Origin of the sequence: Streptomyces sp. NBC_00631, from assembly GCF_045206895.1 — a bacterium.
In the GTDB taxonomy this organism is placed as follows: Bacteria; Actinomycetota; Actinomycetes; order Streptomycetales; family Streptomycetaceae; genus Streptomyces.
In genome coordinates, this window is sequence record NZ_CP107734.1 from 723,693 (window position 1) to 750,452 (window position 26,760).

Annotated in this window: 20 protein-coding genes; 13 read left to right on the forward strand and 7 right to left on the reverse strand. The window is 72.7% G+C overall.

Annotated features, from left to right (window positions below; genetic code table 11):
* Window positions 1-29 precede the first annotated feature (29 nt).
* The gene (locus OHB00_RS03545; protein ID WP_406431096.1) at window positions 30-536 is read left to right on the forward strand and encodes an SRPBCC family protein; all 507 of its coding nucleotides are present in this window, start codon (window positions 30-32) and stop codon (window positions 534-536) included.
* Window positions 536-1,621: an LLM class flavin-dependent oxidoreductase gene (locus OHB00_RS03550; protein ID WP_406431098.1), complete on the forward strand. Its 1,086-nt coding sequence runs from the start codon at window positions 536-538 to the stop codon at window positions 1,619-1,621. The genes OHB00_RS03545 and OHB00_RS03550 overlap by 1 nt, the downstream gene beginning before the upstream one ends.
* On the opposite strand, the gene OHB00_RS03555 is transcribed toward OHB00_RS03550, so the two are convergent.
* On the reverse strand, window positions 1,614-1,901 hold the full coding sequence (locus OHB00_RS03555) for a hypothetical protein (protein ID WP_406431100.1): 288 nt from the start codon (window positions 1,899-1,901) through the stop codon (window positions 1,614-1,616). The two genes, OHB00_RS03550 and OHB00_RS03555, sit on opposite strands and share 8 nt — an antisense overlap.
* A gap of 1,095 nt (window positions 1,902-2,996) precedes the next feature.
* Between OHB00_RS03555 and OHB00_RS03560 the strand changes: the two genes are divergently transcribed.
* Complete coding sequence (locus OHB00_RS03560) at window positions 2,997-3,770, forward strand: polysaccharide deacetylase family protein (protein ID WP_406445601.1); 774 nt, start codon at window positions 2,997-2,999, stop codon at window positions 3,768-3,770.
* A 229-nt stretch (window positions 3,771-3,999) separates the two neighbouring features.
* Entirely contained in the window at window positions 4,000-6,321 is a 2,322-nt protein-coding gene (locus OHB00_RS03565; protein WP_406431102.1) for an FUSC family protein, read from the forward strand.
* 207 nt (window positions 6,322-6,528) lie between these two features.
* Here the strand turns inward: OHB00_RS03565 and OHB00_RS03570 are convergent, their stop codons facing one another.
* Window positions 6,529-7,317, reverse strand: a complete 789-nt coding sequence (locus OHB00_RS03570) for a sugar isomerase domain-containing protein (RefSeq protein ID WP_406431104.1) — start codon at window positions 7,315-7,317, stop codon at window positions 6,529-6,531.
* A gap of 201 nt (window positions 7,318-7,518) precedes the next feature.
* Here OHB00_RS03570 and OHB00_RS03575 point away from each other — a divergent pair, with 201 nt between their 5' ends.
* The 6 genes from OHB00_RS03575 (at window position 7,519) to OHB00_RS03600 (ending at window position 16,814) form a co-directional block, all read left to right on the forward strand.
* Complete coding sequence (locus OHB00_RS03575) at window positions 7,519-8,403, forward strand: MurR/RpiR family transcriptional regulator (protein ID WP_406431106.1); 885 nt, start codon at window positions 7,519-7,521, stop codon at window positions 8,401-8,403.
* Between the two features lie 107 nt (window positions 8,404-8,510).
* Complete coding sequence (locus OHB00_RS03580; RefSeq protein ID WP_406431108.1) at window positions 8,511-12,776, forward strand: NEW3 domain-containing protein; 4,266 nt, start codon at window positions 8,511-8,513, stop codon at window positions 12,774-12,776.
* Window positions 12,773-13,420, forward strand: coding sequence for a peptidyl-prolyl cis-trans isomerase (locus OHB00_RS03585; RefSeq protein ID WP_406431110.1), 648 nt, complete (start codon window positions 12,773-12,775; stop codon window positions 13,418-13,420). The genes OHB00_RS03580 and OHB00_RS03585 overlap by 4 nt, the downstream gene beginning before the upstream one ends.
* A 135-nt stretch (window positions 13,421-13,555) precedes the next feature.
* Window positions 13,556-14,929 (forward strand): extracellular solute-binding protein, encoded by a 1,374-nt coding sequence (locus OHB00_RS03590; RefSeq protein WP_406431112.1) that lies wholly within the window; start codon window positions 13,556-13,558, stop codon window positions 14,927-14,929.
* Window positions 14,930-14,955: 26 nt separating this feature from the next.
* Window positions 14,956-15,939 (forward strand): carbohydrate ABC transporter permease, encoded by a 984-nt coding sequence (locus OHB00_RS03595; RefSeq protein ID WP_406445602.1) that lies wholly within the window; start codon window positions 14,956-14,958, stop codon window positions 15,937-15,939.
* Window positions 15,936-16,814 (forward strand): carbohydrate ABC transporter permease, encoded by an 879-nt coding sequence (locus OHB00_RS03600; protein WP_406431114.1) that lies wholly within the window; start codon window positions 15,936-15,938, stop codon window positions 16,812-16,814. The genes OHB00_RS03595 and OHB00_RS03600 overlap by 4 nt, the downstream gene beginning before the upstream one ends.
* Here the strand turns inward: OHB00_RS03600 and OHB00_RS03605 are convergent.
* The gene (locus OHB00_RS03605) at window positions 16,778-18,958 is read right to left on the reverse strand and encodes a glycoside hydrolase family 3 N-terminal domain-containing protein (protein WP_406431116.1); all 2,181 of its coding nucleotides are present in this window, start codon (window positions 18,956-18,958) and stop codon (window positions 16,778-16,780) included. The two genes, OHB00_RS03600 and OHB00_RS03605, sit on opposite strands and share 37 nt — an antisense overlap.
* 16 nt (window positions 18,959-18,974) lie before the next feature.
* On the reverse strand, window positions 18,975-20,267 hold the full coding sequence (locus tag OHB00_RS03610; protein WP_406431118.1) for a BadF/BadG/BcrA/BcrD ATPase family protein: 1,293 nt from the start codon (window positions 20,265-20,267) through the stop codon (window positions 18,975-18,977).
* Window positions 20,268-20,547: 280 nt separating this feature from the next.
* Between OHB00_RS03610 and OHB00_RS03615 the strand changes: the two genes are divergently transcribed.
* Window positions 20,548-21,615: a glycosyl hydrolase gene (locus OHB00_RS03615; protein WP_406431120.1), complete on the forward strand. Its 1,068-nt coding sequence runs from the start codon at window positions 20,548-20,550 to the stop codon at window positions 21,613-21,615.
* On the opposite strand, the gene OHB00_RS03620 is transcribed toward OHB00_RS03615, so the two are convergent.
* The gene (locus tag OHB00_RS03620) at window positions 21,551-23,047 is read right to left on the reverse strand and encodes a glycoside hydrolase family 3 N-terminal domain-containing protein (protein ID WP_406431122.1); all 1,497 of its coding nucleotides are present in this window, start codon (window positions 23,045-23,047) and stop codon (window positions 21,551-21,553) included. The genes OHB00_RS03615 and OHB00_RS03620 overlap by 65 nt on opposite strands.
* A gap of 237 nt (window positions 23,048-23,284) precedes the next feature.
* Here OHB00_RS03620 and OHB00_RS03625 point away from each other — a divergent pair, with 237 nt between their 5' ends.
* Together OHB00_RS03625 and OHB00_RS03630 are read left to right on the forward strand one after the other, a co-directional pair.
* A complete protein-coding gene (locus OHB00_RS03625) occupies window positions 23,285-23,947 on the forward strand; it encodes a lytic transglycosylase domain-containing protein (protein ID WP_406431124.1) in 663 nt (220 codons plus the stop codon).
* Between the two features lie 212 nt (window positions 23,948-24,159).
* A complete protein-coding gene (locus tag OHB00_RS03630; RefSeq protein ID WP_406431126.1) occupies window positions 24,160-24,444 on the forward strand; it encodes a hypothetical protein in 285 nt (94 codons plus the stop codon).
* 6 nt (window positions 24,445-24,450) lie between these two features.
* Here the strand turns inward: OHB00_RS03630 and OHB00_RS03635 are convergent, their stop codons facing one another.
* Both OHB00_RS03635 and OHB00_RS03640 read right to left on the reverse strand, forming a co-directional pair.
* Window positions 24,451-25,365, reverse strand: coding sequence for a hypothetical protein (locus OHB00_RS03635; protein WP_406431128.1), 915 nt, complete (start codon window positions 25,363-25,365; stop codon window positions 24,451-24,453).
* A gap of 4 nt (window positions 25,366-25,369) precedes the next feature.
* Window positions 25,370-26,455 carry an NlpC/P60 family protein gene (locus OHB00_RS03640; RefSeq protein ID WP_406431130.1) on the reverse strand — a complete coding sequence of 362 codons (1,086 nt, stop codon included), beginning with the start codon at window positions 26,453-26,455 and terminating at the stop codon, window positions 25,370-25,372.
* Window positions 26,456-26,760 lie beyond the last annotated feature (305 nt).

The following is a 26,760-nucleotide window of genomic DNA, read 5'->3' on the forward strand; positions in this document are numbered from 1 at the left end:
GCATCTGGACGGTGAGGAGGCCGACGGTCGTGGAGTGGACGGGCGCGCGCTACGCGGACAGACCCACGGTCGAGGTGGAGACCTGGATCGACGCCCCACCCGCCACGGTGTGGGCCCTGGTCAGCGACATCGGGCTGATGCCGGAGATGAGCGGGGAGCTCCGCTCGGTCGCCTGGCTGGACGGGGCCGCCGGCCCGGCGGTGGGGGCCAGGTTCGTCGGCCGCAGTGAGCACGAGGCGTTCGGGAAGTGGGAGACGACCTCCCATGTGATCGAGTGCGAGCCCGAGTCGGTGTTCGCCTGGGCGGTGCAGGATCCGTGCGAACCCTCCGCGGTCTGGCGGTTCCGGCTCCGCCCGAAGGACGGCGGGACCGAACTGTCGCAGTGGATGCAGCTGGGCCCGGGGCGTTCGGGACTGTCCGTCGCCATCGACCGGATGCCCGACAAGGAGCAGAAGATCGTGTTCGTGCGGCTGCGGGAGTTCGAGCGTGGCATCACCGCCACCCTCGCGCAGATCAAGAAGCGGGCGGAGGCGTGATGCGGACGGCCACCACGATCGAGGCCTCGGGCGGCGAACACTGGTCCCAGCAGAGCGACTTCGTCGTCGAGGCAGAGAAGCTGGGTCTGGACGTCTGCTGGGTCGCCGAGGCCTGGGGTTCGGACGCGCCCTCCGCGCTCGGCTACTACGCGGCGCGCACCGACCGGATGCTCCTCGGCTCCGGCGTCATGCAGCTCGGCACCCGGACACCGACGGCCGTGGCCCAGACGGCCATCACCCTTTCCAACCTGTCCGGCGGGCGTTTCCTGCTCGGCCTCGGCGCCTCCGGCCCGCAGGTGATCGAGGGGCTGCACGGCGTCCCCTTCGCCCGGCCGCTGCGGCGCATGCGCGAGACGCTGGAGATCGTGCGGCAGGTGGTGGCCGGCGGCCGGCTCTCCTACTCCGGTGCGGAGTTCGCCCTGCCGCTGCCGGGTGGCGAGACGGTACCGATGCGGCTGTCGATGCGCGCGGAGCACGAGATCCCCGTCTACCTCGCCGCCCTCTCCCCGGCCATGCTGCGGCTGACCGGCGAGGCCGCCGACGGCTGGCTGGGCACCAGCTTCGTGCCCGAGGGCGCCACCGGCGCCTACTTCGCCCACCTCGACGAGGGCCTGGCGCGCAGCGGCCGTACCCGCGCGGACCTCGACGTCTGCCAGGGCGCGGAGGTCGCCTTCGCCTCCGACGAGGAGGCGCTCGGCGCGATGGTCGCCGGACGCAAGAAGGAACTCGCCTTCAGCCTCGGCGGGATGGGGTCGGCGTCCACCAACTTCTACAACAGCGCCTACAGCCGCCAGGGCTGGGCGGAGGTCGCCGCCGAGGTACGCGAACGCTGGCAGGCAGGCGACCGGGACGGCGCGGCCGCTCTGGTGACCGACGAGATGGTGCTCGGTACGACGCTGATCGGCACGGAGGCCATGGTGCGCGAGCGCCTCGCGGTCTGGCGTGACGCCGGTGTCGACACCGTCCGGCTCTATCCGGCCGGCGAGACCCTGGAGGACCGCCTCACCACACTGGGGCGGGCGATCGAGCTGGTCCGGGAGGCCGAGCCGGTCCGGGAAGCCGGCGGGACCGCCCGGGTCAGCTGAGGACGTCGCTTCGAGCCGGCTCCTGCCGCTGCTGGTGCTGCTCGTTCCAGAGACCGGCGAGCTCGCCCAGTGCGGTGTTCATACGCACCAGCTCCCAGAACAGGTAGACACCGGCCACGGCGAACGGGATCCACTCACCCCAGTGGAAGAGCAGAACCGGCATGTACAGCAGGCCGACCAGGACGAGGAACTTCACCAGGATCTCCGCCGCGTACGCCTGGGTACGGGCGACGACGGCGTGTTCTCCGCGGCCATGGATCCACTGGAGGCGCGATCTCATAACTGCTCCCTCGGGCTCTGGGCGCACACGCTGCTCGAACAGGCCGCCACCGGCTGATAGTTGACAGTTTCGAGGTGCGTGGCCGCCCGGATCCAGGCCCGCCCGAGGACTCCGGCACATCTCCATATGATCACCGCTAACGGTGGATCACGTTCCGGACTGCGCGGACGAGCAGCCGGCCGAACTCCACTGCCGCGGCATCGGCTCCGTGGTCATCGACGACCGGGCCGCCCGCCGGGTGCCGGCCCCGCGGGCCGCTGGGGCCGGCGGACCCGATCCGGGCCTGCTCCGGGTCGCGATGGAACGGGAACATGCCTTCGGTCCGCTTCCGCCGACCGGACCTCTGCCGCGTGACCTTCCTCTGCCGTGCTTTCAGTCATGTCGTTTTCGGACACCAGGTCGCACCTCTCTTTTCTCGGATCTCCGGGTTTTCTGGTCGGCGGCTGCGCGATGGCTATCGCCGAGAAGGATGAGAAATAGATGAAAGCGCTCTCGCATCGATTGACCGAGAATCGAGTGTCGGTCGGCGGCAGAATTCAGCCACGGCCGAGCGGCGCTGATTCCACTGGTGGATGCCCTTACCGGCCCTTTGCCCAACCTGCCCGGATGAATCGGATATGGCGTGCTATTCGGTGCGACGGGCGTGCGCCCCGGCCGACGTGCCACCCTTTCTCTGAATTCCCTCAGAGTTTCCGGACGACGTGCCCGCCGGATCAGGAGATCCCCATATCCGCGGTCTCGGACGGCGGAATATCAGGGGCGGAAATCACACGCCCATGACCGACGGGCCGACGGGTCCGTAACCAGACGCTCACTGATCCCGGCGGCTCGCACGAGGCCGTTGCCGGGGAGTCGGCCTGGCCGAGTGCGGCCGCGCCGACGGCAGTCCCCCCGAGCCCCGTCCGCAGCACCCTGTGCCCGCTCGCGGAGGAGGCCAACACCGTTCGCCCTCCCCCGCGTTAAAGGTCTCGCAGAGAGCCTGTCGCAGAACCCTCGCGGAATTGTCCGTGATCGGTAACGGATGGATCCGGTGCCCGCCGTCATCCGTCCTGACGGGTGTACGAGATGGACTCAGCTACGAGGAACGGGGCGGACATGGCGCGGCACGGCGGACGGGGATGGTACGGCCAAGTGGTCGCGGCGGCGCTCGGGGTCACGGCCGTGACCGTGGCCGCCTCGCTGTGGACCGCGCAGGCCGGTCCCGTCAACGGGCCTGCGAGGGCCGGGACTTCGGTGCGGCACAGCGCTCCGAAGGCGCCGGCCCCGGTGTCGGTGGAGATCGCGCACGCCTCGGACCGGGGCACCCGGGGCGTGAACATCACCATCGACGACGGACCGGACCCGGTGTGGACCCCCAAGGTGCTCCAGGTCCTCAAGGAGTACGGCGTGAAGGCCACGTTCTGCATGATCGGGCCGCAGGCGCAGGCGCACCCGGACCTGGTCAGGGCGGTGGTGGCGGCGGGGCACCGGCTGTGCGACCACACCGTCTCCCACGACGTCACCATGGACACCAAGTCCGAGGCCTACCAGTCCCAGCAGATCCTCGACGCCGAGCGCATGATCACCGAGGCGTCCGGGGGCGTACGACCGCTCTACTACCGTGCCCCGGGCGGTGCCTTCACCCCCTACAGCCGTAAGCTCGCCGCCTCGCACGGCATGCGGCCGCTGGGCTGGAACGTCGACTCGAAGGACTTCGAACGGCCCGGCACGGCGGCCATCGTCGCCACCGTCAAGGAGGAGATGCCGAACGGGCCGACCATCCTCTTCCACGACGCCGGCGGCGACCGCTCCGAGACGGTGGCCGCCCTGCGCGAGGTGCTGCCGTGGCTGAAGGAACAGGGGTACGCGTTCGGCTTCCCGGTGCGCTGAGGACGGGGCTGTGCCGGTGGCCGGCGGACGCCCCGCCCATCCGGCGGGCCGGCACCTGCCCGCGCCCGGCCGCGCCGGTCAACGGTGTGACACCGCAGCGGCGTGCCGCGGCGTGCGGGGAGTCGTACGTGCCCGGTAAATGTTGCGGCCGGCCCGGTGGTGGCCGCATATGGGTGGTGTGCGCGGTGCGGCGGCGGAGCCGGCTGCCCGGGGCCAGCGGGAGGTGGACATGTCGGGGCGGGCACCACGCTGGGTGACGTGGCTGCGCGGCCAGGACCCGGACCTCGCGGCGACCCGGCGGGCCGGGCGCACGGCGCTGGTGATGCCCGCCCTGTTCGCCCTGTGCACCGAGGTGCTGCACTCCCCGACGATGGCGAGCTATGCCGCGTTCGGCGCGTTCTCGATGCTGCTGCTGGTGGACTACTCCGGGCCGATGGTGGAGCGGCTGCGGGCGCAGGCGACGCTCGCGGTGGCCTGGCTGGTGCTGATCTGCCTCGGGACGTCGGCCGCGCAGTGGCTCTGGCTCGCCGTGGCGGCCACGGTCGTGATCGGGTTCGTGATCCTCTTCGCCGGCGTGGTCAGCTCGGTCCTGGCCGGCAGCTCGACGGCCCTCCTGCTGGCCTTCGTGCTGCCGGTCAGCGCCCCGGCGGCGCTGTCGCAACTGCCCGAGCGGCTCGCCGGCGCGGGCCTGGCGGCGGCGGTCGCGCTGCCTGCCGTCGCCCTGTTGTGGCCGCGTCCCGTCGCCGACCCGCTCAGCGCCCCGGCGGCCGCCGTCTGCCGTGCCGCCGCCGGATACCTGCGCATCCGCGCGGGCCTGCCGGGCCCGGACGGGCCGGGGTCCGACGCCGAGCGCTGCCGGGTGGAGGCGGAGCGCACCGCCCGGACCGGCGCGGACCTGCGCGGCGCCTTCGAGGCCACCCCGTACCGCCCCACCGGCCTGTCCGCCACCTCACGTGCCGTGGTCCGGCTGGTGGACGAGCTGACCTGGCTGTGCGCCATCCTCGTGGACCGGTCCGAGTACACCGCCGAGCCCCCGGCCTGCGATCCGGCCGCGCACACCGTGCGCCGCGCCGCCGCCCGGGTCCTGGAGGCGGCCTGCGACCTGCTCACGGACCTGGACGGGGACACCGGCCCGCTGCGGGCCCGCGAGAAGGAGCTGCGGGCGGCGCTGGCCGAGATGGAGCACAGCTCCACCGTCCGGGTGCCCGCCGAGCACCCGGGCGGCACCAGCACGGCGGAGGTCTACGGGTTCATCGCCACGCTCGACGTGTCCTTCCGGTCCCAGGAGCTGGGCTTCGCCGTGCTGCAGATCGCCGACAACGTCGACGCGGCGGCCACCGCCTGGCAACGCAGCTGGCCCGAGCGGCTGCTCGGCCGTGAGCCGGGCGCGCTGGCCGCCCCCCTCGCCTCCGCCCGGGAGCGGGCCGTCACCCACCTCAAACCCGACTCCGTGTGGCTGCACAACAGTCTGCGCGGCGCCGTCGGCCTCGGCATCGCCGTGTTCCTGGCCGGGGTGACCGGTGTCGGGCACTCCTTCTGGGTGCTGCTGGGCACCCTGTCCGTGCTGCGCTCCAACGCGCTCAGCACCGGACAGAACGCCGTCCGCGCCGTCCTCGGCACGGTGGCCGGGTCCGTGGTCGGCGCCGGGCTGCTGCATCTGATCGGCCACCACGGCACCGCGCTGTGGTTCGTGCTTCCCGTGGCCATCCTGTTCGCCGGGATCGCGCCCGCCGCCGTCTCCTTCGCCGCCGGGCAGGCCGCGTTCACCGTCACGCTCGTGGTGCTGTTCAACATCGGCCACGACCCGAACTGGCACATCGCGCTGCTGCGCGTCCAGGACATCGCGCTGGGATGCCTGGTCAGTGTGGTCGTGGCCGCGTTCTTCTGGCCGCGCGGCGCACAGGGCGCCGTCCACAAGGCGCTCGCGGAGGCGTACGACGACAGCGCGCGTTACCTCGGGGACGCCGTGGACTACGCCCTCGGCCGCCGCCGGCCCGTCGACCCCGATCCGCAGAGCCGGGTGGCGGCGGCCGCCGCCCGCCGTCTCGACGACGCGTTCCGCAACTACCTCGCCGAACGCGGCGCCAAGCCACGATCGCTGTCCTGTGCGACCACGCTCGTCACCGGGGTCGTCGGGCTGCGGCTGGCCGCGGACGCCGTCGTCTCCCTGTGGCAGGGCGAGGACCGGGCGCGCGTCCAGGCCGTCCACGCCGACGCCCACCGCGCCGTCCTCGGGTCGGCGGCCGTGGTCACCGACTGGTACCACACCTTCGCCGCGAGCCTCGGGGGCCGCTCGCCCGTGCCCGGCGCCGTGCCGCTCCAGCCGGAGGGCGCCGCGCGGCTCGTGGAGTCCGTCCGCACCGAGCTCAGCGACGCCCGGGGCCGGGCCACCCCCGTCGCCGTCCGGATCATCTGGACCGACGACCACGTCGACGCCGCCCGCCGACTCCAGCCCGCTCTCGCCGAGGCAGCGAGGACACAGGCGAGAGCGGCCCGCGGCAGGGGTGCGCAGGGATCCACCAGCTGGGCACGGAAGAGGCCCACTGGCTGAGGGCCACACGGATCCACCCGCTGGACGCGGAAACGGACCGCCCGCTGGGCTTGGAAGGGGGCCCACCGGCCGAGTCGGTGCCCTTGCCTTCGCCGGGAGTGACGCCCTCGGTGTCTCGTGCGATCGGTCGGGGGGGCGATGTGGGCCCGGCGTGTGCGGCGGCCGTCGAGGCCATGCTCCCGGCGCTCGAAGCCGGTTGCCGCGCTGTCAGCTCGCGGTGCGCCGGATCCGTCCGGCGTACCGCTTCTCCAGTTCCAGGTTGCCCTCGAAGCCACCGGGCACGTTGGCGGAGACGTAGACTGGGGGGCGGTCGCCGGAGGCGAGGAGGAGGCCGGCCGCCTCGGCCACCGCCATCTGCACGAGCATGACCCCGGTCAGCGTGGACAGCGCACAGACCGCGCCGCCGCCCGGGAGTTCGAGGAGGGCGTCGCCGCGCGGGGCCGCGTTGTCGAGGACCACGTCGGCCAGGTCGACGAGCTTCCTGCCGCTCGGGTGACCGGCCGGGACCGCTCTGGTGTGGGCGAGGGAGGTGAGGGCGAGGATGCGATGTCCGCGCTCCTTGGCGTGCAGGGCCATCTCCACGATCACGTTGTTCACCCCGGAGTTGGAGATGACGACGAAGAGGTCCTGGGGCTGTGGGGCGGCGAGGTCGTAGAGACGGGCGGCGACGCCGGGCTCGCGTTCCAGGAGCGGGTCGTCGAGGACGCTCGGGGACTCGCCGCCGTAGAGGACGAGGTCGGCGATGCTGATCCGATTGGTGGGCACCAGCCCGCCCGCGCGGCCGGCGACTTCGAGGACCATCGCCTGGGAGTGGCCGGTGCCGAAGGCCTGGACGACCCCGTCGGTGCGGACGCAGTCGGCGATCAGGCCGGCCGCCCGGGTCACGTCGGCGCGAGCCGACTCGGTGAGGCGGTGCAGGGCGGCGAGGCCCTCGCGGGCAAAGCGTTCGGCGGTCACCGGCTCGGTCCCGGACTCGTTGGCGGACTCGACGGACACGTGCGCACTCCCCACTGCCGGGAACAACCAGGACAACCGAGGCGAGCCACCGGGACGACGATCGATGTTGGATTGAACCATCCCAGTTTCACCTCTTCCGGTGAATCAATAAATCATGCACTCCGTGTGCGGTGCAATGGCGCCCCGCAGTGGTCCTGGTATCCAACTGACGCCGTATACGGTGGCTGATACCTTCTCTGCATGCCCTCGACCGACGTCACCACACTCATCCGAACCGAGCTGCCGCGCCTGGCCGGCTCCCTGCGGAAGGTCGGCGAGCTGATCCTGGAGGATCCGGCCGCCGTGACCCACTGTTCGGCCGCGGAGCTGGGCCGCCGCACCGGCACCTCCCAGGCGACCGTGACCCGTTTCTGCCGGGCCGTCGGCCTCGACTCCTACCAGCACCTGCTGATCGCGCTCGCGCAGGAGCGGGGTCGCGGCGAGGTCTCCGACTGGGGTACGGCCGAGATCGGACCGGACATCTCCCCGGACGACAGCCTGGAGCGGGTCGTGAAGGTGATCGGCACCGCGGATCTGCGGGCCGTCCAGCAGACCCTGGACCGGATCGACCTGGACGCGGTCGAGCGGGCCGCGCAGGCCATGGCCCGGGCCCGCAGGATCGACGTCTACGGCGTGGGCGGCAGCGGTGCGGTGGCCCAGGAGACCGAGACCCGGCTGTTCCGGATCGGCTGTTCGGTGCGCGGCTGGACCGAGGTGCACGCCGCGGCCACGTCGGCCGCGCTGCTCACCCCGGCCGACGTCGCGATCGGCATCTCCCATTCCGGGGCGACCCGCGAGACGACCGAGCCGTTCGAGACGGCCAGGGAGCGCGGCGCGACGACGATCGCCCTCACCGCCGACCCGCGTTCCCCGCTCGCCCGCGCCGCCGACATCCGGCTCATCTCCTCCACCTCCGAGACCAGTTTCCCCACCGGCATCATCGGCGCCCGCCACTCGGTGCTGGTCCTCATCGACTGCCTGTACGTGCGGGTCGCCCAGCTCTCCTACCAACGGGCCAGCGCCTCACTGGCGTTGACCGACCACATCGCGGGCCGGCACGCGGCGAAGTCCCGGCGGTCGCGCTGAGTCCACCTACCCTTGCATGGATGAACCATCAAGGAATCACGAACACGGTTGATTGAACCACCCCTCGATGCCAGGATGGGGCTCCGCCGAGCACTCGTAGGAGCCCCATGCGTGTGACCTCTGTCGAGTCGACCGAGCTTTTCACCGGCACCCCCGAGAAACCGCTGCAAGTGGTCGTCGTGCGGGCCGAGCACATCCCCGGCCGCCCGGTGCTGCTGACCGTCGCGGGGCCGGGGGTCCGCAGCGTCGGCGAGAACCGGGCCACCGCCGACGCGGACGGAACCGTACGCGCGGAGGTCCCCGTCCTGGCCGAACGGCTCGCGCCCGGCGACCGGCGGGGGATCACGGTGACCGTCGAGGACGCGGGCGCGGGCCGGCTGGTGCACCACGTCGCCGAGTTCACGGCCGCCGAGCCCGGGTGGACCATGTTCATGGTCAGCCACTTCCACTACGACCCCGTCTGGTGGAACACCCAGGCCGCCTACACCGAGACCTGGGACGTCGCCGACGACCCGGCCACCAGCGGGCTGCCCGCCCGCACCTTCGACTCCCGGGGCCAGTCCGGGATGAGCCTGGTGCGCGCCCACTGCGACCTGGCCCGGCGCGACCCCGCGTACACCTTCGTGCTCGCGGAGGTCGACTATCTCAAGCCCTACTGGGACGCCTTCCCGGAGGAGCGGGCCTTCCTGCGCCAGCTGATCCGGTCCGGCCGTGTCGAGATCATGGGCGGCACCTACAACGAGCCCAACACCAACCTCACCGGCGCCGAGGCCACCGTACGCAACGCCCTGTACGGGGACGGCTTCCAGCGCCGGATCATGGGCGCGGCGCCCGAAACCGCCTGGCAGCTGGACGCGTTCGGACACGACCCGCAGTTCCCTGGACTGATGGCGGACGCCGGGATCACCTCCAGTTCCTGGGCGCGCGGGCCCTTCCACCAGTGGGGGCCCACGCTCTCCGTGTTCGGTGAGGAGCCGCGCGATCCGGGGCGGATGCAGTTCCCGGCCGAGTTCAACTGGATCGCGCCCTCGGGGCGCGGGCTGCTGACCGCCTACATGGTCAACCACTACGGCGCCGGCTGGGCGATCGACAACGCGCCCACCCTGGCCGAGGCGGAGGCTGCCGCGTTCCGCCTCTTCCTGGGGCTGAAGAAGGTCGCGCTGACCAGGAACGTGCTGCTGCCGGTCGGCGGGGACTACGCGCCGCCGTGCCGCTGGGTGATGGGCATCCACCGTGACTGGAACGAGCGGTACGTCTGGCCGCGCTTCGTCAGCGGTATCCCCCGGGACTTCTTCGCCGCCGTGCGTGCCGAGCTGGCGGCCGAGGGCCGCACGGCGTCCCCGCAGACCCGGGACATGAATCCGGTCTACACCGGCAAGGACGTCTCCTACATCGACACCAAACAGGCCCAGCGCCACGGCGAGACTCTGCTGGCCGACGCGGAGGCCTGGGCGACCCTCGCCTCCCTCGTCACCGGGCACCCCTACCCGGACGCGGCACTCGACAAGGCGTGGCGGCAGCTGATCTACGGCGCCCATCACGACGCCATCACCGGCTCCGAGTCGGACCAGGTGTACATCGACCTCCTCACCGGCTGGCGGGAGTTGTACGACCTGGCCGAGACGGTGCACGCCGACGCCACCGACGCGCTGGCCCGCGAGGTCGTCCCGCTCCCCGGCGGCGCCCCGGACCTGGTCGTCTTCAACTCGGCCACCTGGCGGCGCCGGGACGTGCTCACGGTCGCCGACCCGGGCGGCCTGGTCCCGCTGGACCTCACCGGCCTGCCGCTGCCGGCCGTACGGGAGGAGGGGCGGCTCCGGGTCGTGGTACCTGACGTGCCCGGGACGGGCCTCAAGGCCCTCTCGCTGGCGGAGGGTTCGGTCCCCGGGTGGGCGCCGGGCGACGGGCTCACCATCCGCAACGAGTTCTACGAGGTCACGGTCGATCCGGCACGCGGCGGCGGAGTCTGCGGCCTACGTCGACTCGCCGAAGACGGGCGGGAGTTGCTGCGCTCAGCAGACATCGGCAACGAACTGGTCGTCCAGGAGGAGTACCCCCGGCATCCGCGGTTCGGCGAGGGGCCCTGGCATCTCACCCCGACCGGCACGACCGTCGCCCGCAGCCGGGACGTCACCGCGGACGTCGAGGTGGAGCACTCCCCCGCCGGGTCGCGGATCACCGTCCGCGGTGACCTCGGCCTGTTCCGGTACACCCAGCGGCTGACGCTCTGGACCGGCGTCGACCGGCTGGACGTGACGACGAGCGTCGACGGGTACGACGGCGCCGACCGGCTGATCCGGGTGCGCTGGCCCTCGGACGTGCACGGCGGACTGCCCGTGCACGAGGTCGCGGACGCGGTGATCGGGCGTGGCTTCGGGTTCGTGGAGGTGGACAGCGAGCGGTTCCCGTGGACGCTCGACAATCCGGCCAACACCTGGTTCGGGCTGGGCGCGACGGCCCGGATCGCCGTGCACGACGACACCGGACGGCCGCTCGGGGAGCGGGCCGTCGGCGTCGCCGAACTCATCTACGCCGACTGGGAATCCGCGGGTGAGCTGGGCACCCCGCTCGCGGCGGCCCTGGTCCGGGCGGGTGTCACGGCCACGTCCACGGTCGCGGGCGGCCCGCGCTACGGCGACCTGGAGGTCGACTCCAACCTGCCCGACCTCCGGATCGCCGTGGGCGGTCCCGACCGCAACCCGGTGGTCGCGGAAGCCCTGGGCTGGGATCCGGCGGCGGCCCGCGAGCTGAACCGGCAGTTGGCGGAGGGCGGCCCGGCGGCCGTCTGGGTGGCGCCGCGAGCGTCGCTGCGCGAGGAGTGGGTGCCCGGCGCCGACCTCCGCGAACTGGAGCAGCTCCCGCTGCTGATCGTGGCCGGCGCCGAGGACGACGCGAAGGCGGTCGACGCGCTGATCGCCGACCTGGACGACGCGGTCGTACGGGCCACGGCGGCCGGGGGCGGCGACGCGCTGCCCCCGGGGGACGCCTGGGACGGGCGCGGTTTCGCCGTGCTCAACCGGGGCACGCCCGGCTGTGTGGTCACCTCCTCCGGCGACCTGTACATGTCCCTGATGCGGTCCTGCACCGGCTGGCCCTCGGGCATCTGGGTGGACCCGCCCCGCCGTACCGCACCCGACGGATCCGGCTTCCAGCTCCAGCGCTGGTCGCACACGTTCGAGTACGCCGTGGTGGCGGGTCCGGGCGACTGGCGGGAGTTGGGGCTGCCGCAGGCGGGGCACGCCTTCAACCACCCGCTCACGGCACGGATCCGGCGCTCCGCCGAGGCACCGGGCACCCTGTCGCGCACCGCGACCCTCCTGTCCCTGGAACCCGAGGGCCGGGTGCTGCTCGACGCGCTGAAGCCGAGCGGTGCGCCCCTCGCGTGTGGCAGCGTGGCGGCCGCCGATCCGGCGAGCGGAGTCGTCGTACGGCTGCACGAGGTGGAGGGGCGGCCGGTGCGGGCCCGGGTCACCGGGCCCCGGCCGTGGACGCGGGGTGCCCGGACGGACGTGCTGGAGAGACCCGGGGAGCCGCTGGTCCCCGACGCCGGTGGGCTGGAGTTCGTCCTCACCGGTTTCGAGGTGGCGACCGTACGGGCGACTCCCGGGGACGCGGCGCCGGCGCGGGGACGCGGAGTCGCCGCGGACGAGCCCGCCCAGCCGGTCGCCACCCGCTACTGGCTGCACAACTCCGGGCCCGCGCCCCGCGGCAACCTCCCGGTCGCGGTCCATCTCTCTCCGGCCGCGCTCACCACCTCCGGACCCGTCACCGCGACGCTCCGGATCTCCTCGGAGCTCACGGACGCCGCGGCATCCGGCACGGTCGAACTCAGGCACCCGCCCGGCTGGACCGCCGAACCCGCCGGCGTGCCCTACGAGTTGGGACCCGGTGGCTTCACCCTCGCCGAGGTCACGGTCACCCCGCCGCCGGACGCACCACCCGGCCGGCACTGGCTGGCGGCGCGGCTGACCCGCGACGGGCAGGCGTACGAGGACGTGGTCGCCCTCGATGTGCCGGGTGCCGTACCCGAGGGTGAGCCGGACGGGCGGACCGGGCCGACTCTCCTGGCGCGGCTGGGAGTCGCCCGGATCCGGGTCCGCCGGGGTGAACGGGTGACGGTCCCGGTCGTGCTCCGGAACCCGACCCGGGGGCCGGTCGACGGCACCCTGTGGGCGGTGTCGTCGTGGGGGACCTGGGCCGGGGTCGCCCCCGGCTGCCAGGGGTTCACGGTGCCCGCAGGCGGGTCGCTGGAGTGCGGGATCGAGGTGGACGGCTCGGCGGTGGCACCGGGGTCGTACTGGCTGCTGGCGAAAGCCGGCTGGCACGGGTGTGTCGCCTACACCGAGGCGGTCGCGCTGGAGGTGACGCCGTGAGCGAGCACGCGGCTGTGGTGGACGGGGAGTCCGTGCCCGTGGATCGGGTGGAAGCGCTGCTGGCGGCCGTTCCCGCCCGGGACCGGGCAGGAACCCGGGACCGGCAGGTCGCTCGCCAGGAGGCCCTGGCTCAGGCCGAACGGCAGCGCAGGCGGTGGGCGACCCAGGTCGTCGTCACCGACGAACTCGCCCGGCGGGCCTGCGCGGAGCGCGGCCTCGCGCCGCCGCGGGAGGTCTCGCCCGAGCGGGTCCTGGCCGTGTCCGGTACCGATGTCGCCGACCTGGGCAGCATCGTCGCGGTGGCCCTCGCCCACTCCCCCGCCGCCCGCGCGCTGCTGGCCGCCCTGGAGAACGAACAGCGGGTGCCGGAGGAGGCGGTGCGGGACTACTACGTCCGCAACCGGGACCGCTTCCTCACCAAGGACGCGCTGCGGCGCGGTGTCGACGCCTTCACGACGGCGGCCGCCGGGGACTTCCAGCCGTACGAGCGCGTACGGGAGGAGGTGGCACGGGAGTTGCGGCGGGCGCGGGGACGCCAGGCCTTCTTCGACTGGCTGGACCGGGCCCGGGCCGGCGTCGCGTACACCGCCGGGCACGAGCACCCCGGCGACCCGGCGCATCCCGACCACGAACACCGGCACTGAGCCGCCGGCTTCGCGCACGGAACCGAAACGCAACATGCAAACCATTGACCTCCGATGAATTCTGGTCCACCTTTTCATCAACTGAACTCCACATTGGTGATTTGAACCATCCGGCACGGCCACAGGAGGACAACCATGCGCGCGAAGAGACTGACCGGATCCATGGCGGGCGTCCTCGTCCTCGCTCTGACCGCCGCGGGCTGTGGCCTGTCGGGCGGTTCCGGCGGCGGGGGCGCGACGGCGGGCGGCTGCAAGGTGGACAAGGGAAACGTCGGGTCCGGAAAGCTCACCGGGGACGTCAAGGGGCAGATCACCTTCCAGACCACGAACCTGAAGAAGGACTTCGGCTCGTTCTTCAACGGAGTGATCAAGGACTTCGAGAAGGCCCACCCCGGCGCCACGGTCAAGTGGATCGACGACCCCGGCGACAACACCTTCACCACCCGCACGGTCGCCGACGCCCAGGCCTGCACCCTGCCGGACGTCATCAACCTCAACGCCCCGACGGCGACCGCGCTCACCAAGGCCGGCTACCTGCTCGACGTGGGCACGAAGGACCCGGACTCCGCCAAGCCCTTCGTCCCGGCGTTCTGGCAGTCGAGCACCTTCAAGAACGCCTCGGGCACCTCGCTCCACACCGCGCTGCCCTGGTACACGGGCGGTGTCCTGATCACGTACAACAAGGACCTGCTGGCGAAGGCCGGCGTCGACACGACGAAGGCGCCGACGAGCATCTTCGGGCTGTTCGCAAACTACGAGAAGGTCGCCAGGGCGGCCAAGGGCAAGTACTTCGCCACGATGGCCAACCCGGTCTGGCGGATCCCGGCCGACTGGGACCAGATGAACATCAAGACGCTCTCCGCCGACGGCAAGTCCGCCGTCTTCGCCAATGATCCGAGGACTGTCCAGTGGGTCAGCTGGATGGCGAAGCTGTACAAGGAGGGTGCGATGCCGAAGGACTCGCTGTCCTCCAGCAACGACCCGTCCACGCTCTACAGCCAGGGCAGGGTCGCGTACGGCTCGACGAACCCGAGCTTCGTACGGTTCGTGAAGCAGAACAGCCCCTCGGTGTATGCCAAGACGGGCGTGAGCCAGCAGCCCTACGATGCGCTCGGGCACGCCTCCACCGGCGCCCCGCAGTACATCTCCGTGGCCGCGACCAGCAAGCACGCCCCGGTCGCGCTGGCGTTCGCCGAGTACCTCACCAACGCCGAGAACCAGACGGCCTGGTGCAAGGACCCGAACGTGGTGATCTTCCCGACCACCTCGGCCTCGCTGGACGACCCGTTCTTCCAGAAGGTCACCGGTGACGATCCCTTCTCGCAGGCCCGTAAACTCGTCGCCGACCAGCTCAAGACGGCCAACGCCAACCAGACCAACCTCTCCCCGGCGGTGCAGAACGCGATCGTGGCCCAGGTGCAGCTGGCGATGCAGGGCAAGAAGAGCGCGGCGCAGGCCGTCAAGGACGCCCAGGCCAAGGCCGACGAGCTGCTGAAGCAGGCGGGTTGAGCGTGGCGACCGAGACCGCTCGTCCGGTGTCGGTGCCCGGGGCGGAGCGCGCCGCCGCCGCCCCGGGCACCGTTCCCTCCCGACTGCGCCGACTGCTGCCGGGCCCGGCGCCCGGGGCCAACGGGGCTGCGCTGTACCGCCGTTGGTGGCTGCCGTGGCTGTGGACCGCGCCCGCGATCGGCTGTGCCGTCGTCTTCGGCGTGTTCCCCTTCTTCAACACGGTCCTGCTGTCGTTCACCGACGCCAAGCCGCTCGGCGGTGCCGCGAGCTTCGTCGGCCTGGACAACTACACGCGGATGCTGGGCGATTCGGACTTCTGGCTGGCGACCCGTAACAGCGTCCTGTACGCGGTGATCGTCGTCCCGCTGATGGTGCTGCTCCCGCTGATGCTGGCGGTCCTGGTGGAGAAGAACCTCCCCGGCATCGGTTTCTTCAGGTCCGCCTTCTACACCCCGGTGCTCGCCTCCAGCGTGGTCGTGGGCCTGAGCTGGCAGTGGCTGCTCGCCGACGACGGTTTGGTCAACACCTGGCTGCAGAAGGCCCACTTGATCCGGTCGGCCATCCCCTTCCTGTCCGACTCCTGGCTGATCCTGCTCTGCGCGATGGGTCTGACGCTGTGGAAGGGCCTCGGCTGGTACATGGTCTTCTACCTGGCGGCCCTCGGGAACGTGCCGAAGGAGCTGCACGAGGCCGCCGCGATGGACGGCGCCGGCGCGGTCCGCCGTTTCTGGCACATCACCATGCCGGGGGTGCGGCAGGCCATGATGCTGGTCGGCACCCTCACCGGTATCGGCTCGCTGCGCGTCTTCACCGAGATCTACATGCTGGGCAGCTCCACCGGCGGACCCGGCGGCGCCGACCGCACCCTGCCGTTCTACATCCGGGACGTCGGCCTGGACCCGCTCACCGGCAACGCCGGCTACGGCTCGGCGGTCAGCGTGGCCCTGTTCGTGCTGACTCTGGGGCTGACCCTGCTGGCGCAGCGCCTGACCAAGGAGGACGTGGCATGACGACCGCCGTCGACAGGCCCCGGCGCCTGCTGCCCCGCTGGCGGGAGTACGGGCGTCCCCGCGAACTCGTCGTCCGCTACCTGCTGTTGCTCCTCGTCCTCGGCCTGACCGTGGGCCCGCTGCTCTGGCAGTTCCTGGCCTCCCTCAAGGGCACGGGAGAGGACGTCTTCGGCGCGGACGCGACCCTGCTGCCGCACCATCCGACGCTCCGCGCCTACCGCGAGGTGTTCGAGCAGGTGCCGGTGGCCACGTACATCAGGAACAGCCTGATCGTGGTCGTCCTCTCGGTCGCCAGTCAGCTGGTGTTCTCCACCACGGCGGGTTACATGCTCTCCAAGCCCGGCTGGAAGGGCCGCAGAGCGGTCTGGGTGGTGCTGGTCGCCTCGATGATGTTCCCCTTCGAGTCGATCATGGTGTCGCTGTTCCTGAGCATCCGCGACCTGGGCCTGGTCGACAACCTGGTGGGCGTGTGGCTGCCCGGGTTCGTGGGTGCCATCAACGTCCTGCTGATGCGCGGTGCGTTCCTCGCCGTCCCGCGCGAGATCGAGGACTCCGCGATGCTCGACGGCGCCAACGAGTGGCAGCGCTTCCGGTACCTGTATCTCCCCTCCGCCTGGGGCGCGATCATGGTGGTCGTCATCAACACCTTCATCAGCGCCTGGGACGACTTCCTGTGGCCGCTGATCGTGCTGCGCTCGGAGAACCACATGACGCTGACGCTGGGCCTGTCCCGGCTGCAGAGCTCGTCCTTCGGCTACGACCAGCGGGTGGTCATGGCCGGGTCGGTGATCTCGATCGTCCCGGTGCTGGTGCTGTTCGCGATCACCCAGCGGTGGTTCTACAAGGGCGTCTCGGCCGGTGCCGTGAAGCTCTGAGACACCACGAGCGGGGTCGCGGTGAGCGCCTCGCGCGCGGAGCCGCCGACCCTGATCTCGGCGGCTTCGTCGACCGCCGGGTGCAGTACGACCGTACGGCACTCCCCCGGGGCGAGCTCGACGGCCTCGAACGCGCGCAGTTCGAGGGTGCGCGGCCAGGTGGCGGGGCGCAGCCTGCGGACGTAGAGCTGGACGACCGTACGCCCGTGCCGCGCCCCGGTGTTGGTCACGTCGACCTCGACGGTCCGCCCCGACCGGCGGGGCTCGCCGTAGGCGAAGCGTGTGTACGACAGCCCGTGCCCGAAGGAGTAGAGCGGCTCGGCGCTCTCGTCGGCGTAGCCGCCGTACTCGGTCTCCTTGTGGTTGTAGTAGACGGGGAGTTGGGCCGCCGACCGGGGGACGGAGACGGGGAGCCGTCCGGCGGGTTCGGTGAGCCCGAGCAGGACCTCGGCGATCGCGTCGCCGCCCCAGGGGCCGGGATACCAGGCGGTGAGCAGCGCCCCGGCCCGGTCGGCCTGCTCGGGGACGGCGTGCGGGCGGCCCTGGACCAGGACGACGGCGGTGGGCGTACCGGTCGCGGTGACCGCCTCGAACAGGGCCCGCTGGTCGGCCGGAAGCCGCAGTCCGGCGAGGTCGACGCCCTCACCGCAGGTCATCTGGGGCGCGGCCGTCCGCGCCGCTCCGTTCGCGTCGAACGCGGTGCCGGGGGTACGGGCGCTGCTGCCGCCGAGCACCAGGACGGCGAGATCGGCCGGGCCCTCGCCCTGGTGGATCTCGACGCCGGGCGGGGCGAGTCGGCGCAGCGCGTCGAGGACAGTGGCTCCCGCGCCCGGGCGTTGGGGTGCGGTGTAGTCGCCGAGCTGGTGGGCGGTGGTCGAGGCGTGGGCGCCGAGGACGGCGACACGGCGGACCGCGGGTCCTATCGGCAGGATTCCGGCGTCGTCGTGGAGGAGGGTGACGCAGCGGCGGGCGAGAGCGGTGCTCAGTTCGCGTCCGCCGTCCGGCAGCGGGACCCGGCGGGTGTACGGCTGCTCGAAGAGGCCGAGACGGAACTTCAGCCGCAGTACCCGGGCCACGGCGGCATCCAGGACGGACTCCTCGACCAGCCCCCGCTCCACCGCCTCCTCAAGTCGCGTGAACCCCTCGTCCCAAAGGCTCAGGTCCACACCGGAGTTGAGCGCCAGAGCCGCCGCGGAGACCGGGTCGCCGGTGATCCGGGCCAGCCGGTCCACGGCGAGGCCGTCGGCCATCACCAGCCCGTCGAACCCCCAGGCCTCCCGCAGGACCCCGGTGAGCAGCGCGCGGTTGCCCGAACACGGCATCCCGTCGACCTCGTTGTAGGCGGCCATCACAGCGGCGGCCCCGGCGCGGACGCCGGCGCGGGCGGCGGGGAGGTGGATCTCGTGGAGCTCGCGCAGACCCAGTTCGGACTCGGCGGAGTTGCGGCCGCCGACGGTGGCGCCCTGTCCGGCGAAGTGCTTGAGGACGATGGGCGCCCTGTCGGCGGCGAAGTACGTGCTCGGCTCGCCCTGCATGCCGCGGACGAGGGCCCGCGTGAGGCGGGCGGCGAGGTACGGGTCCTCTGCGAAGCACTCCTCGGTGCGGCCCCAGCGCGGGTCGCGGGCGATGTCCAGGGCCGAGACGAGGGCCACGTGGCCGCCGCGCGCGCGGAGTTCGGCGGCGGCATGGGCGGCGGCCCGTTCGTACAGGTCGGCGTCCCAGGTGGCGCCGACGGCGAGGTTGACGGGCAGGACCGTGCCGTCGAGGGCCATGTGTCCGTGCGGGACCTCCTCGACGAACAGGGCGGGGATGCCGAGCCGGCTGCTGTCCAGGACGTGCCGCTGGACCAGGTCGGCGAGTTCGGCGCTGTCGTCGGCGCCCGGTCCGGTGCCGTGGCCGACGCCGGACCAGGCGTCGGCGCGCATCAGGCCGTAGAGGGCGCCGAGTCCGGCCCAGCGCTCCGTCTCGGCGCGCAGGGCGCCGGTGAGCTCGAAGCGGCCGTCGGGGGTGCGACGGTAGGCGTGCCAGCCGTACATCCGCTGGTTGAGCTGGCCGGCCTTCTCGCGCAGGGTCATGCGGGAGAGGAGGTCGGCGACCCGGACGTCCAGGGCGGCCGTGGGGACGCGGTAGGTGGGGGTGGTCATGAGGCGCCTCCGCGGGTCAGCGGCCGGTGGCGAGGAGCCGCGCGAGCGCCACGGCGCCCGTGCTGCCGTCCGTCACCGGGGTGATCGTGAGGTCGAGGTGGGCGAGTCGTTCGGTCAGCGGGGTCAGCAACGGGCCGCCCGGGGCGACCAGTCCGCCCGTGACGACCAGGGCCTCGCCCGGGCGCGGCCGCAACGCGGCCACGGTCCCGGCGAGATGAGCGGCCGCCCCCTGGAGGATGGCCACGGCGACCGCGTCCTTCTGTGCCGCCGCGCGCGGCACCAGGGGCGCGAGGTCGGCCAGCCGCACCGGCGGGCCGTTCATCACGGCGGGCAGGAGAAACGCGCGGTAGGCAGCACGCCGGGGCAACGTCCAGGGCCTGTCGTCGGCCGCAGGTTCCGAAGGTCCACCGTGGGCCCGGTGCTCCGCAGGTCCGCCGCCGGCTGTGGGCACCGAAGGCCCACCGTCGGCCGGGAGCGCCGAAGGTCCATCGTCGGCCCGGTGCTCCGCACGTCCGCCGCCGACTGTGGGCGCCGAAGGCCCACCGTCGGCCCGGTGCTCCGCACGTCCGCCGCCGACTGTGGGCGCCGGAGGTTCGCCGTCGGCCGGGAGGGCCGAGACACCGTCGTCGGCCGGGGTCGCCCATGGCCCGCTCCCGCCCGGTGGCAGCACGCTCGCCGGAATTCCCAGGGCCCGCCCGACCGCCGCCGTCAGTGCCGTCGGTTCGCCCCTGCCGTCCGCCGCCCGCAGGGCCGCCCGGGCCGCCTCGCGCCCGATCCAGAACCCCCCGCCGTCGTCCCCGAGCAGCCAGCCGTCCCCGCCGGAGGTGGCGACCAGCACGCGCCCCTCGATCCGGGCGGCGACCGCACCGGTACCGGCCACCAGGGCGAGTCCGTCGGCCGGCCGCCCGGGCGCGCCGGCGAAGGCCGCCTCGATGTCGCTGTAGACCTCGACCGCCTCGGTACCGATGCCCAGCCGGAGCAGCGCGGCGGTCAGAGCGGCCCGCGCCCGCACCCGGCCGGGCTCCTCCTCGGGAGCCCGGGCGGCCCCCGCGAAGCCGCCGACCACCGCGGCGACCCGCGCGCGCTCCGCTTCCGGCACGGCCGACGCGACCGCCTCGGCCAGGTGATCGGCGAGTTCCGGCCCCGGGACGGTCAGCGCGTTGCCCGGCCCGGCCACACCCTCCCCGAGCGTGCGCCCGTCACCGGCGTGCGCGAGGACGGCACGGGTCCGGGTGCCGCCGGCGTCGATCCCGACGACCCGCCTCGATTCCGAGCCCGATACGGATCCCGGGTTCAAATCACTATTCATTGCCGCCCATGGTGGTTGATACATTCGCGTCAGACAAGGTCCGAGGAGTATCCGAGGCCCCGAGGAGACCGCCATCAGCACGCCCCCGCCCGTCCCCGAACTCCGCTTCGGCGTCAACTACACCCCACGCCGCGGCTGGTTCCACGCATGGCACGACGTCGACCCTGACCACCTCCGCGAGGACCTGGCGCAGATCGCCGGACTGGGCCTCGACCACATCCGTGTCTTCCACCTGTGGCCGCTGCTGCAGCCCAACCGCACTCTCGTCCGCTCCGCCGCCGTGGCCCAGCTCACTCAACTGGTCGACGTGGCAGCCGAGTTCGGCCTCGACGTCCTCGTGGACGGCATCCAGGGCCACCTGTCGAGCTTCGACTTCTACCCGGAGTGGACGCGCAGCTGGCACCACCGCAACGTCTTCACCGACCCCGACGCCGTCGCGGCCCAGGCCACCCTGCTGCGCACCCTCGGCCGCGCCCTGGCCGGCCGCCCGAACCTCATCGGCCTGCAGCTCGGCAACGAGCTCAACAACCTGGTCGAGCACAACCCGGTGACGGTCGCCGAGGTCGACCACTATCTGGACACACTGCTGGCCGCGGCGCGGGAGGGGCTGGGCGACGGCGCCGGACTGGTCACCCACTCCGCGTACGACGCGGCCTGGTACGGCGACGACCACCCGTTCACCCCGGAGGCCTCGGCCCGCAAGGGCGACCTGACCACCGTGCACCCGTGGGTGTTCTCCGGCGACTGCGCCCGCCGCTACGGCGCCCGCTCCCCTCAGGTACGGCATCTCGCCGAGTACGGCACCGAACTCGCCAAGGCCTACGCCGTCGACCCGGCCCGCCCGGTCTGGGTCCAGGAGACCGGCGCGCCCGAGCCGCACATCCCGGCCTCCGACGCCCCGGACTTCGCCCGGGCGACGCTCCTGAACGCGGCGGACTGCACGGGGCTGTGGGGCGTCACCTGGTGGTGCTCCCACGACGTGGACCGGGCACTGGCTGATTTTCCCGAACTCGAATACACACTGGGCCTGTTCGACTCGGCGGGCCGCCCCAAACCGATCGCGCACGCGCTCGCCCGGACCGTGGCGGAGCTGCGCGGCCGACGCTCGGCGGCACCCCGGCAGACCGCGCTGGTCCTGGACTGCACTCCCGCCACCCGCGCGGTCGCCGGTCCGGGCGGCGCCTTCTTCGAGGCATGGATGAGGTTGCGCGCGGACGGCGCGAGGCCCGCGATCGTCCTGGCGGAGCGGGCCGCGGACGACGGCTTTCTCGCGGCCCGGGGTATCAAGGAGCTGATCCGGCCGTCGGCAGGCTTCCTGTCAGCACCTCCGCCACCGCACGGAGGTTGACCCGCCCCCGCCCGTACCCGCACAGCGCCTCGCCCTCCGGGAGCCCGGTCGAGACCAGCACCGCGTCCGGCCGGGCGGCCAGCAGCGCCTCGCGCACCCGCCGCTGCCAGGGAAACAGCCCGGCGTCGCAGACAGCGACCACGAGCGGCCGCCCCTCTGCCGCCCGCAGCAGCTCCGCCACGGCGGCCTCGCCCGGCTCGCCGGTGAGAGCCGTTCCCGTGGCCGCCGGGTCCAGGGCCCGCACCTCGGTGAGCAGGTCCTCCCCGCCCCAGTTCAGGGCGGGATGCGGCGGCGGGAACAGGTCGACGACGTACCCGCCCGGCACCGGAGAGGGCAGCGCACCCCGGCTCCGCACGGCCCGCCGCGCGGCTGTCGCCCCGGCGTCCTCGTCCCAGCGGGCCACCGCGGCGGACGGGGGCGGGGTGGCGTACCGGCGCGCGAGGCGCCGTACCCGGGCCGCCGCCTCCTCGACCCGGTCCCGTGCCAGCTCCCCGGAGCGCAGCCCGTCCAGGACGGCGTCGCGGCAGGCGAGGGTGGTCCGCAGGTCCGGTACGGCGACGATGACCTGGTCGGCTCCGGCGGCGAGGGCGATCCGGGCGGCGGCGGCCTCGCCGTAGCGGGCGGCGATGGCCTTCATCTCCAGCGCGTCGCTCACCAGCACGCCGTCGAAGCCCAGTTCGCCGCGGAGCAGGTCGCCGAGGACGGCGGGACTGAGGGTGGCGGGACGGTCGGGGTCGAGGGCCGGGAAGACGACATGGGCGCTCATGAGCATGGGCACGCCGGCGTCGATCGCGGCCCGGAAGGGGGCGAGGTCGAGTTCGTCGTACGGCCGCGGGTCGACCGCGGTCTCGTGGTGGCTGTCGGTGGCCGTGCCGCCGTGGCCGGGGAAGTGCTTGGCGCAGGAGGCGACGGAGCGTGCCTCGGTGGCGGCGATCCAGGCACGCAGGTGGCGGGAGACCAGGTCGGGGTCGGCGCCGAAGGCACGGGTGCGGACGATCGGGTTCTCCGGACGGTGCTGGAGGTCGGCGACCGGTGCGTAGGAGACGGTGATGCCGAGCGTGACCAGGTGCCCGGCGAGGGCGTCGGCGCAGGCGGCGGTGAGGGCGGGGTCGTCGGCGACGCCCAGGGCCCACGAGCCGGGCACCTCCGGGGCGCCGGCGCCCGTCAGGTGCCCGATGCCGCCGCCCTCGTTGTCGATGGCCACCAGCAGGTCGGGCCGCAACTGCCTGAGTGTGCTGGTGAGTTCACGGACCTGGTCGGCGTCGCGGATATTGCGGGTGAAGAGGATGACGCCGCCCAGGCCGCGGTCGATGAGCCGTTTGAGGGTGTCGGGGACGGCCGTCGTACCGTCGAATCCCGCGACCAGACAGCGATGTGCGGCCTCGTCCAGGGTCTCGGACAGGTCACCGGGGCCGTGCGCGTGGTGGGTCACCCCGGGAATCCTCTGGCTCACCCAACCGAAAGTCAACAGCATCCCGGATCATTCATTCACGGTTGGATGCGCCGCCCGTCGACCAGGTTGCCCAGAACGATGTGAGGATCCGCACCCCTCACGGCATTGCGTCGGCCGCGCCGACACGCAAGAGTGTTCCAACCGCCGTACCCAGTCGGCGAGATGCTTCCGTCGACCGCCGCACACGGTGGCCCGGGCGAAGAGGAAGAGAAGCGCGTGAGCCGCATATCGGTCCGGGGAATCGCGGTGGCGTCGGCCACCGCGGTCACCGCTGTCGGAAGTGTCGTCGGTGTCGCCTCGGGCAGCAGCGCGCAGAACAACGACGCGGAGGCGACCGCGCCCGACGCCACCCTCCTCACGGAGCTGCCCACGGGGCAGCAGGCGCAGGTGCAGACGGCGTCGCTGACGCAGCAGGCCGACGCGATGGCCGTGCAGGCGGACGCGAGCGCCAGGAAGGACGCCGAGCAGACGGCGCGGGCGGAGGCGGCCAAGGCCGCGAAGGCCAAGCAGGCCGCCGCCAAGGAGCGTGCGCGGGCCAAGGCCGCGGCCGGTGACCCCACCGCCGGCTTCCCGGTGCAGAGCTCCTACACCGTGGCGCAGATCAAGGCGATCGCCGCGCAGATCGTCGGCGAAGGCCAGTTCCAGTGCTTCAGCAACATCGTGGATCACGAGTCCACCTGGAACTACCTCGCGGTCAACCCCTCCTCCGGCGCCTACGGCCTCGTCCAGGCCCTGCCCGGCAACAAGATGGCCTCCGTCGCCTCCGACTGGCAGACCAACCCGGCCACGCAGATCAAGTGGGGCCTCAACTACATGAACACCACCTATGGCAGCCCCTGCCAGGCCTGGGCGTTCTGGCAGGTTCACCACGCCTACTGAGCACCGGCGGTGACCGCAACGCCAGTGCGGGCCCGCGGCTGACGGTGACCGGAGCGAAGCTCGGCACGACGACCATCGCCACGAGCCGCGGCACGGCCACCGGCCCCGCCTGGCTGTTCACGCTGAGGGCTGCGGCGACCCGCTCAAGCGGGTCGCCGTCACCGCGTCGAAGCTTCCCGAGTCACCCATCGCTCCCGCCCCCGGAGGGGGCGGTGGACGGCCTCAGGAGTGTCCCCCGGCTTGCCCGGACCACGGCGGACGGCCGGTCCCTCACGGTGCCGGCCACGCACGGCGCCTGCGACGACGGCCCCGTCGTCAAGGCCCTGGAGACGGACGAGAGCGTCGTGCTCCACGCCTCCGTCAGGGGAGCACGGAACGGCCCCTGCACCTCCGGGTCGATCGAGCAGGACGTCAGGGTGGACCTGCGCGGGCCGCTCGGGGAACGCATACTCCTCGACGCGCTCTCCGGCGGGCCCGTGCCGTCGGGGGACCGTTGATGCCGCCTAGGGCTGTGCCCCGGTGGACCGGCCCGGCCGCCGGGTGAATCGTCGCAGCCCCCGGCGGGTGGGACTGAGCGGCGTGTCCTCGGGGGCGGCCGGCCCCTGGCCCGCGGTCACGGCCGGTGCCGTGGCCGGGGCCGGTACGGACCGGTTGCCCCGTTCGAGCCGGCTCCGGACGGCCTGGACCATGGCCTGGTGGGCCGGTTCCAGCAGGAAGCCCTCCGCCGCCAGGTGTTCCCACATGTGCAGCAGTTCCTGCCCCCGGGTGGCCACCTGGCTGTCGTCCGTCAGCCGCTGCCAGGCCGCGGTGGCGCGGGCCACCTCGGGCGCGGCCCGGCTGAGATCGGTGCGGCAGCGGATGCGTGCGACGGTCAGTGCGAGGACGGTGGAGTGCATGTAGTCGCCGCGCTGGTACGCGAGGTACGCCTCGATCGCCCGTGCCTCCAGCGAGAGTTCGTCCTCCGCGCCCCTGCGCAGCGTGAGGTGCTCGCGCAGCGCGCCGGCGAGGACGGCCGCCGCGTGCAGCTCCCCGCGCTGCGCGTGCTGGATGATGCGTTCGACGCGGGCGAGCGGAGGGAACGCCTCCTCCTCGGCGGCGGTACGCTCGCGCCCGGGCGGCAGGTCCTCCTCCTCGGCGATGGTCCGGCTGGAGCCGTCGGGGTAGACCCGCAGGCGTGCCACCTGCAGTACCGTGCGGTCGATGACGGTGGCCGCCACCGGGGCCCGCAGGGTGCGGGCGAACATGGCGATCGCGTCGAGGATCGCCTCGTTGGGGGGTCGCGTGCCGCCCATCTCCAGGAGATGGCCGTTGACCACCGTCGAGCCGTCCTCGGCCACATAGGCGTCGAGCCGGATGAGCGGCGGCGCGCTCAGCGCGGGCAGGTTCCCCTCGTCACGGGGGGTCAGTGAGTAGGTCATCCGCTCAGACTCCGGGTCGGACGACACCGAGGATGGGCATGGAGGCGGCCGGGGCGGTCGTGACCGTGCGTCCGGGCCGCGGAGCGTGGACGATCTGCCCGCCCCCTATGTACATGCCCACGTGTGTGGCGTCGTAGTAGATGATCAGGTCTCCGGGCCGCACGGAGGCCAGGCTGACCCGGGTCAGTCCCTGCCACTGCGCCTGTGAGGTCCGGGGTATGGGGTGCCCGGCCGCCGCCCACGCCGTGGAGGTCAGTCCCGAGCAGTCGTACGACGAGGGGCCCACGGCGCCCCACACGTACGGTTTGCCGATCTGCGCCATGGCGAAGTCGACGGCCTTCGCGGCGGCTCCGCTCGCCTGGGTGCGGCCGCCGCCCGAGCCGGTCCCGGTCGAGGCATCGCCGCCGGAGCCGAGCCCCGCCCACTTGGACCTGGCCTCCTGCGCCTCTTCCTTCTCCAACTGGGCCAGCTTGCGGGTCTGTTCCTTCTTGAGCCCCGCTTCGATCCGCTCGGCCTCGCTGATCCTCAGCTCGATCTTCCGTTTCGCGTCCGCCTTGTCCGCGCGGGTGCTCCGCAGCTCCCGCAGCTTCTCGGCGGCGGCGTCCGTCTGCCGGCTCAGCTCCGCACGGGCACCCTTCTGGCTCTCGGACACGGTGACCAGGGCTCGCAGGGCCTGGCGGGCCTGGGCCGCGTCGTCCAGGGCGTGGTCGGGGTGGTCGCCGAGGAGCAACTGGATGCCCGTGGAGTCGAGATTGCCCCCGCGGTACTGCGTACGGGCGGCCGCACCGGCGAGGTCGCGCAGATCGTCCAGCCTGTCCTCGGTGCGGGCCAGGTCCTTGTGGAGCGACGCCAGCCGCTTCTCCTGCTCGGCCGCCTTCACGTCGGCGGTGTCGTACGCCTCGGTCGCCACCTCAGCCTGGCGGTAGAGGCCGTTCAACTCGTTGTGGATGTCCTCGATCGACTGGTCGTTGCGCGGATCGGGTTCGCCCGGAGACGCGTAACTCGGGCCAGGTAACAGGGTGATCGCGCAGACGAAGACTGCTGTGGCGGCTCGGCTCCGCAGCCGTCCGCCGCGAGTCGACACGTTCATCGGCTCCATCTTCAGAGGTCACATGCAGGTGGCTCAGACGGCCGGATTTCCCGTCGCAGCCGTCACCACGGTTCTCAGGGAGAACTGTTCGAGTCTCGAACACACTACCCCGCCGTGACCGGCCCGCCTCTGTGTCCCCGGGCGTGTCAACCTGCCCGCACGCACCTCGCGCGCCGCGCCCGGACGGGGCGGGCGCGTGCCTCGGGCGGAAGCACGCAGGCAGGCCGAGCGCTCCGCTCCGAAACGGAGAGCTCGGCCAGGAGAGCGGACACCGCGAAGTGCCCGTAAGTGCACCTGCGTCGCCC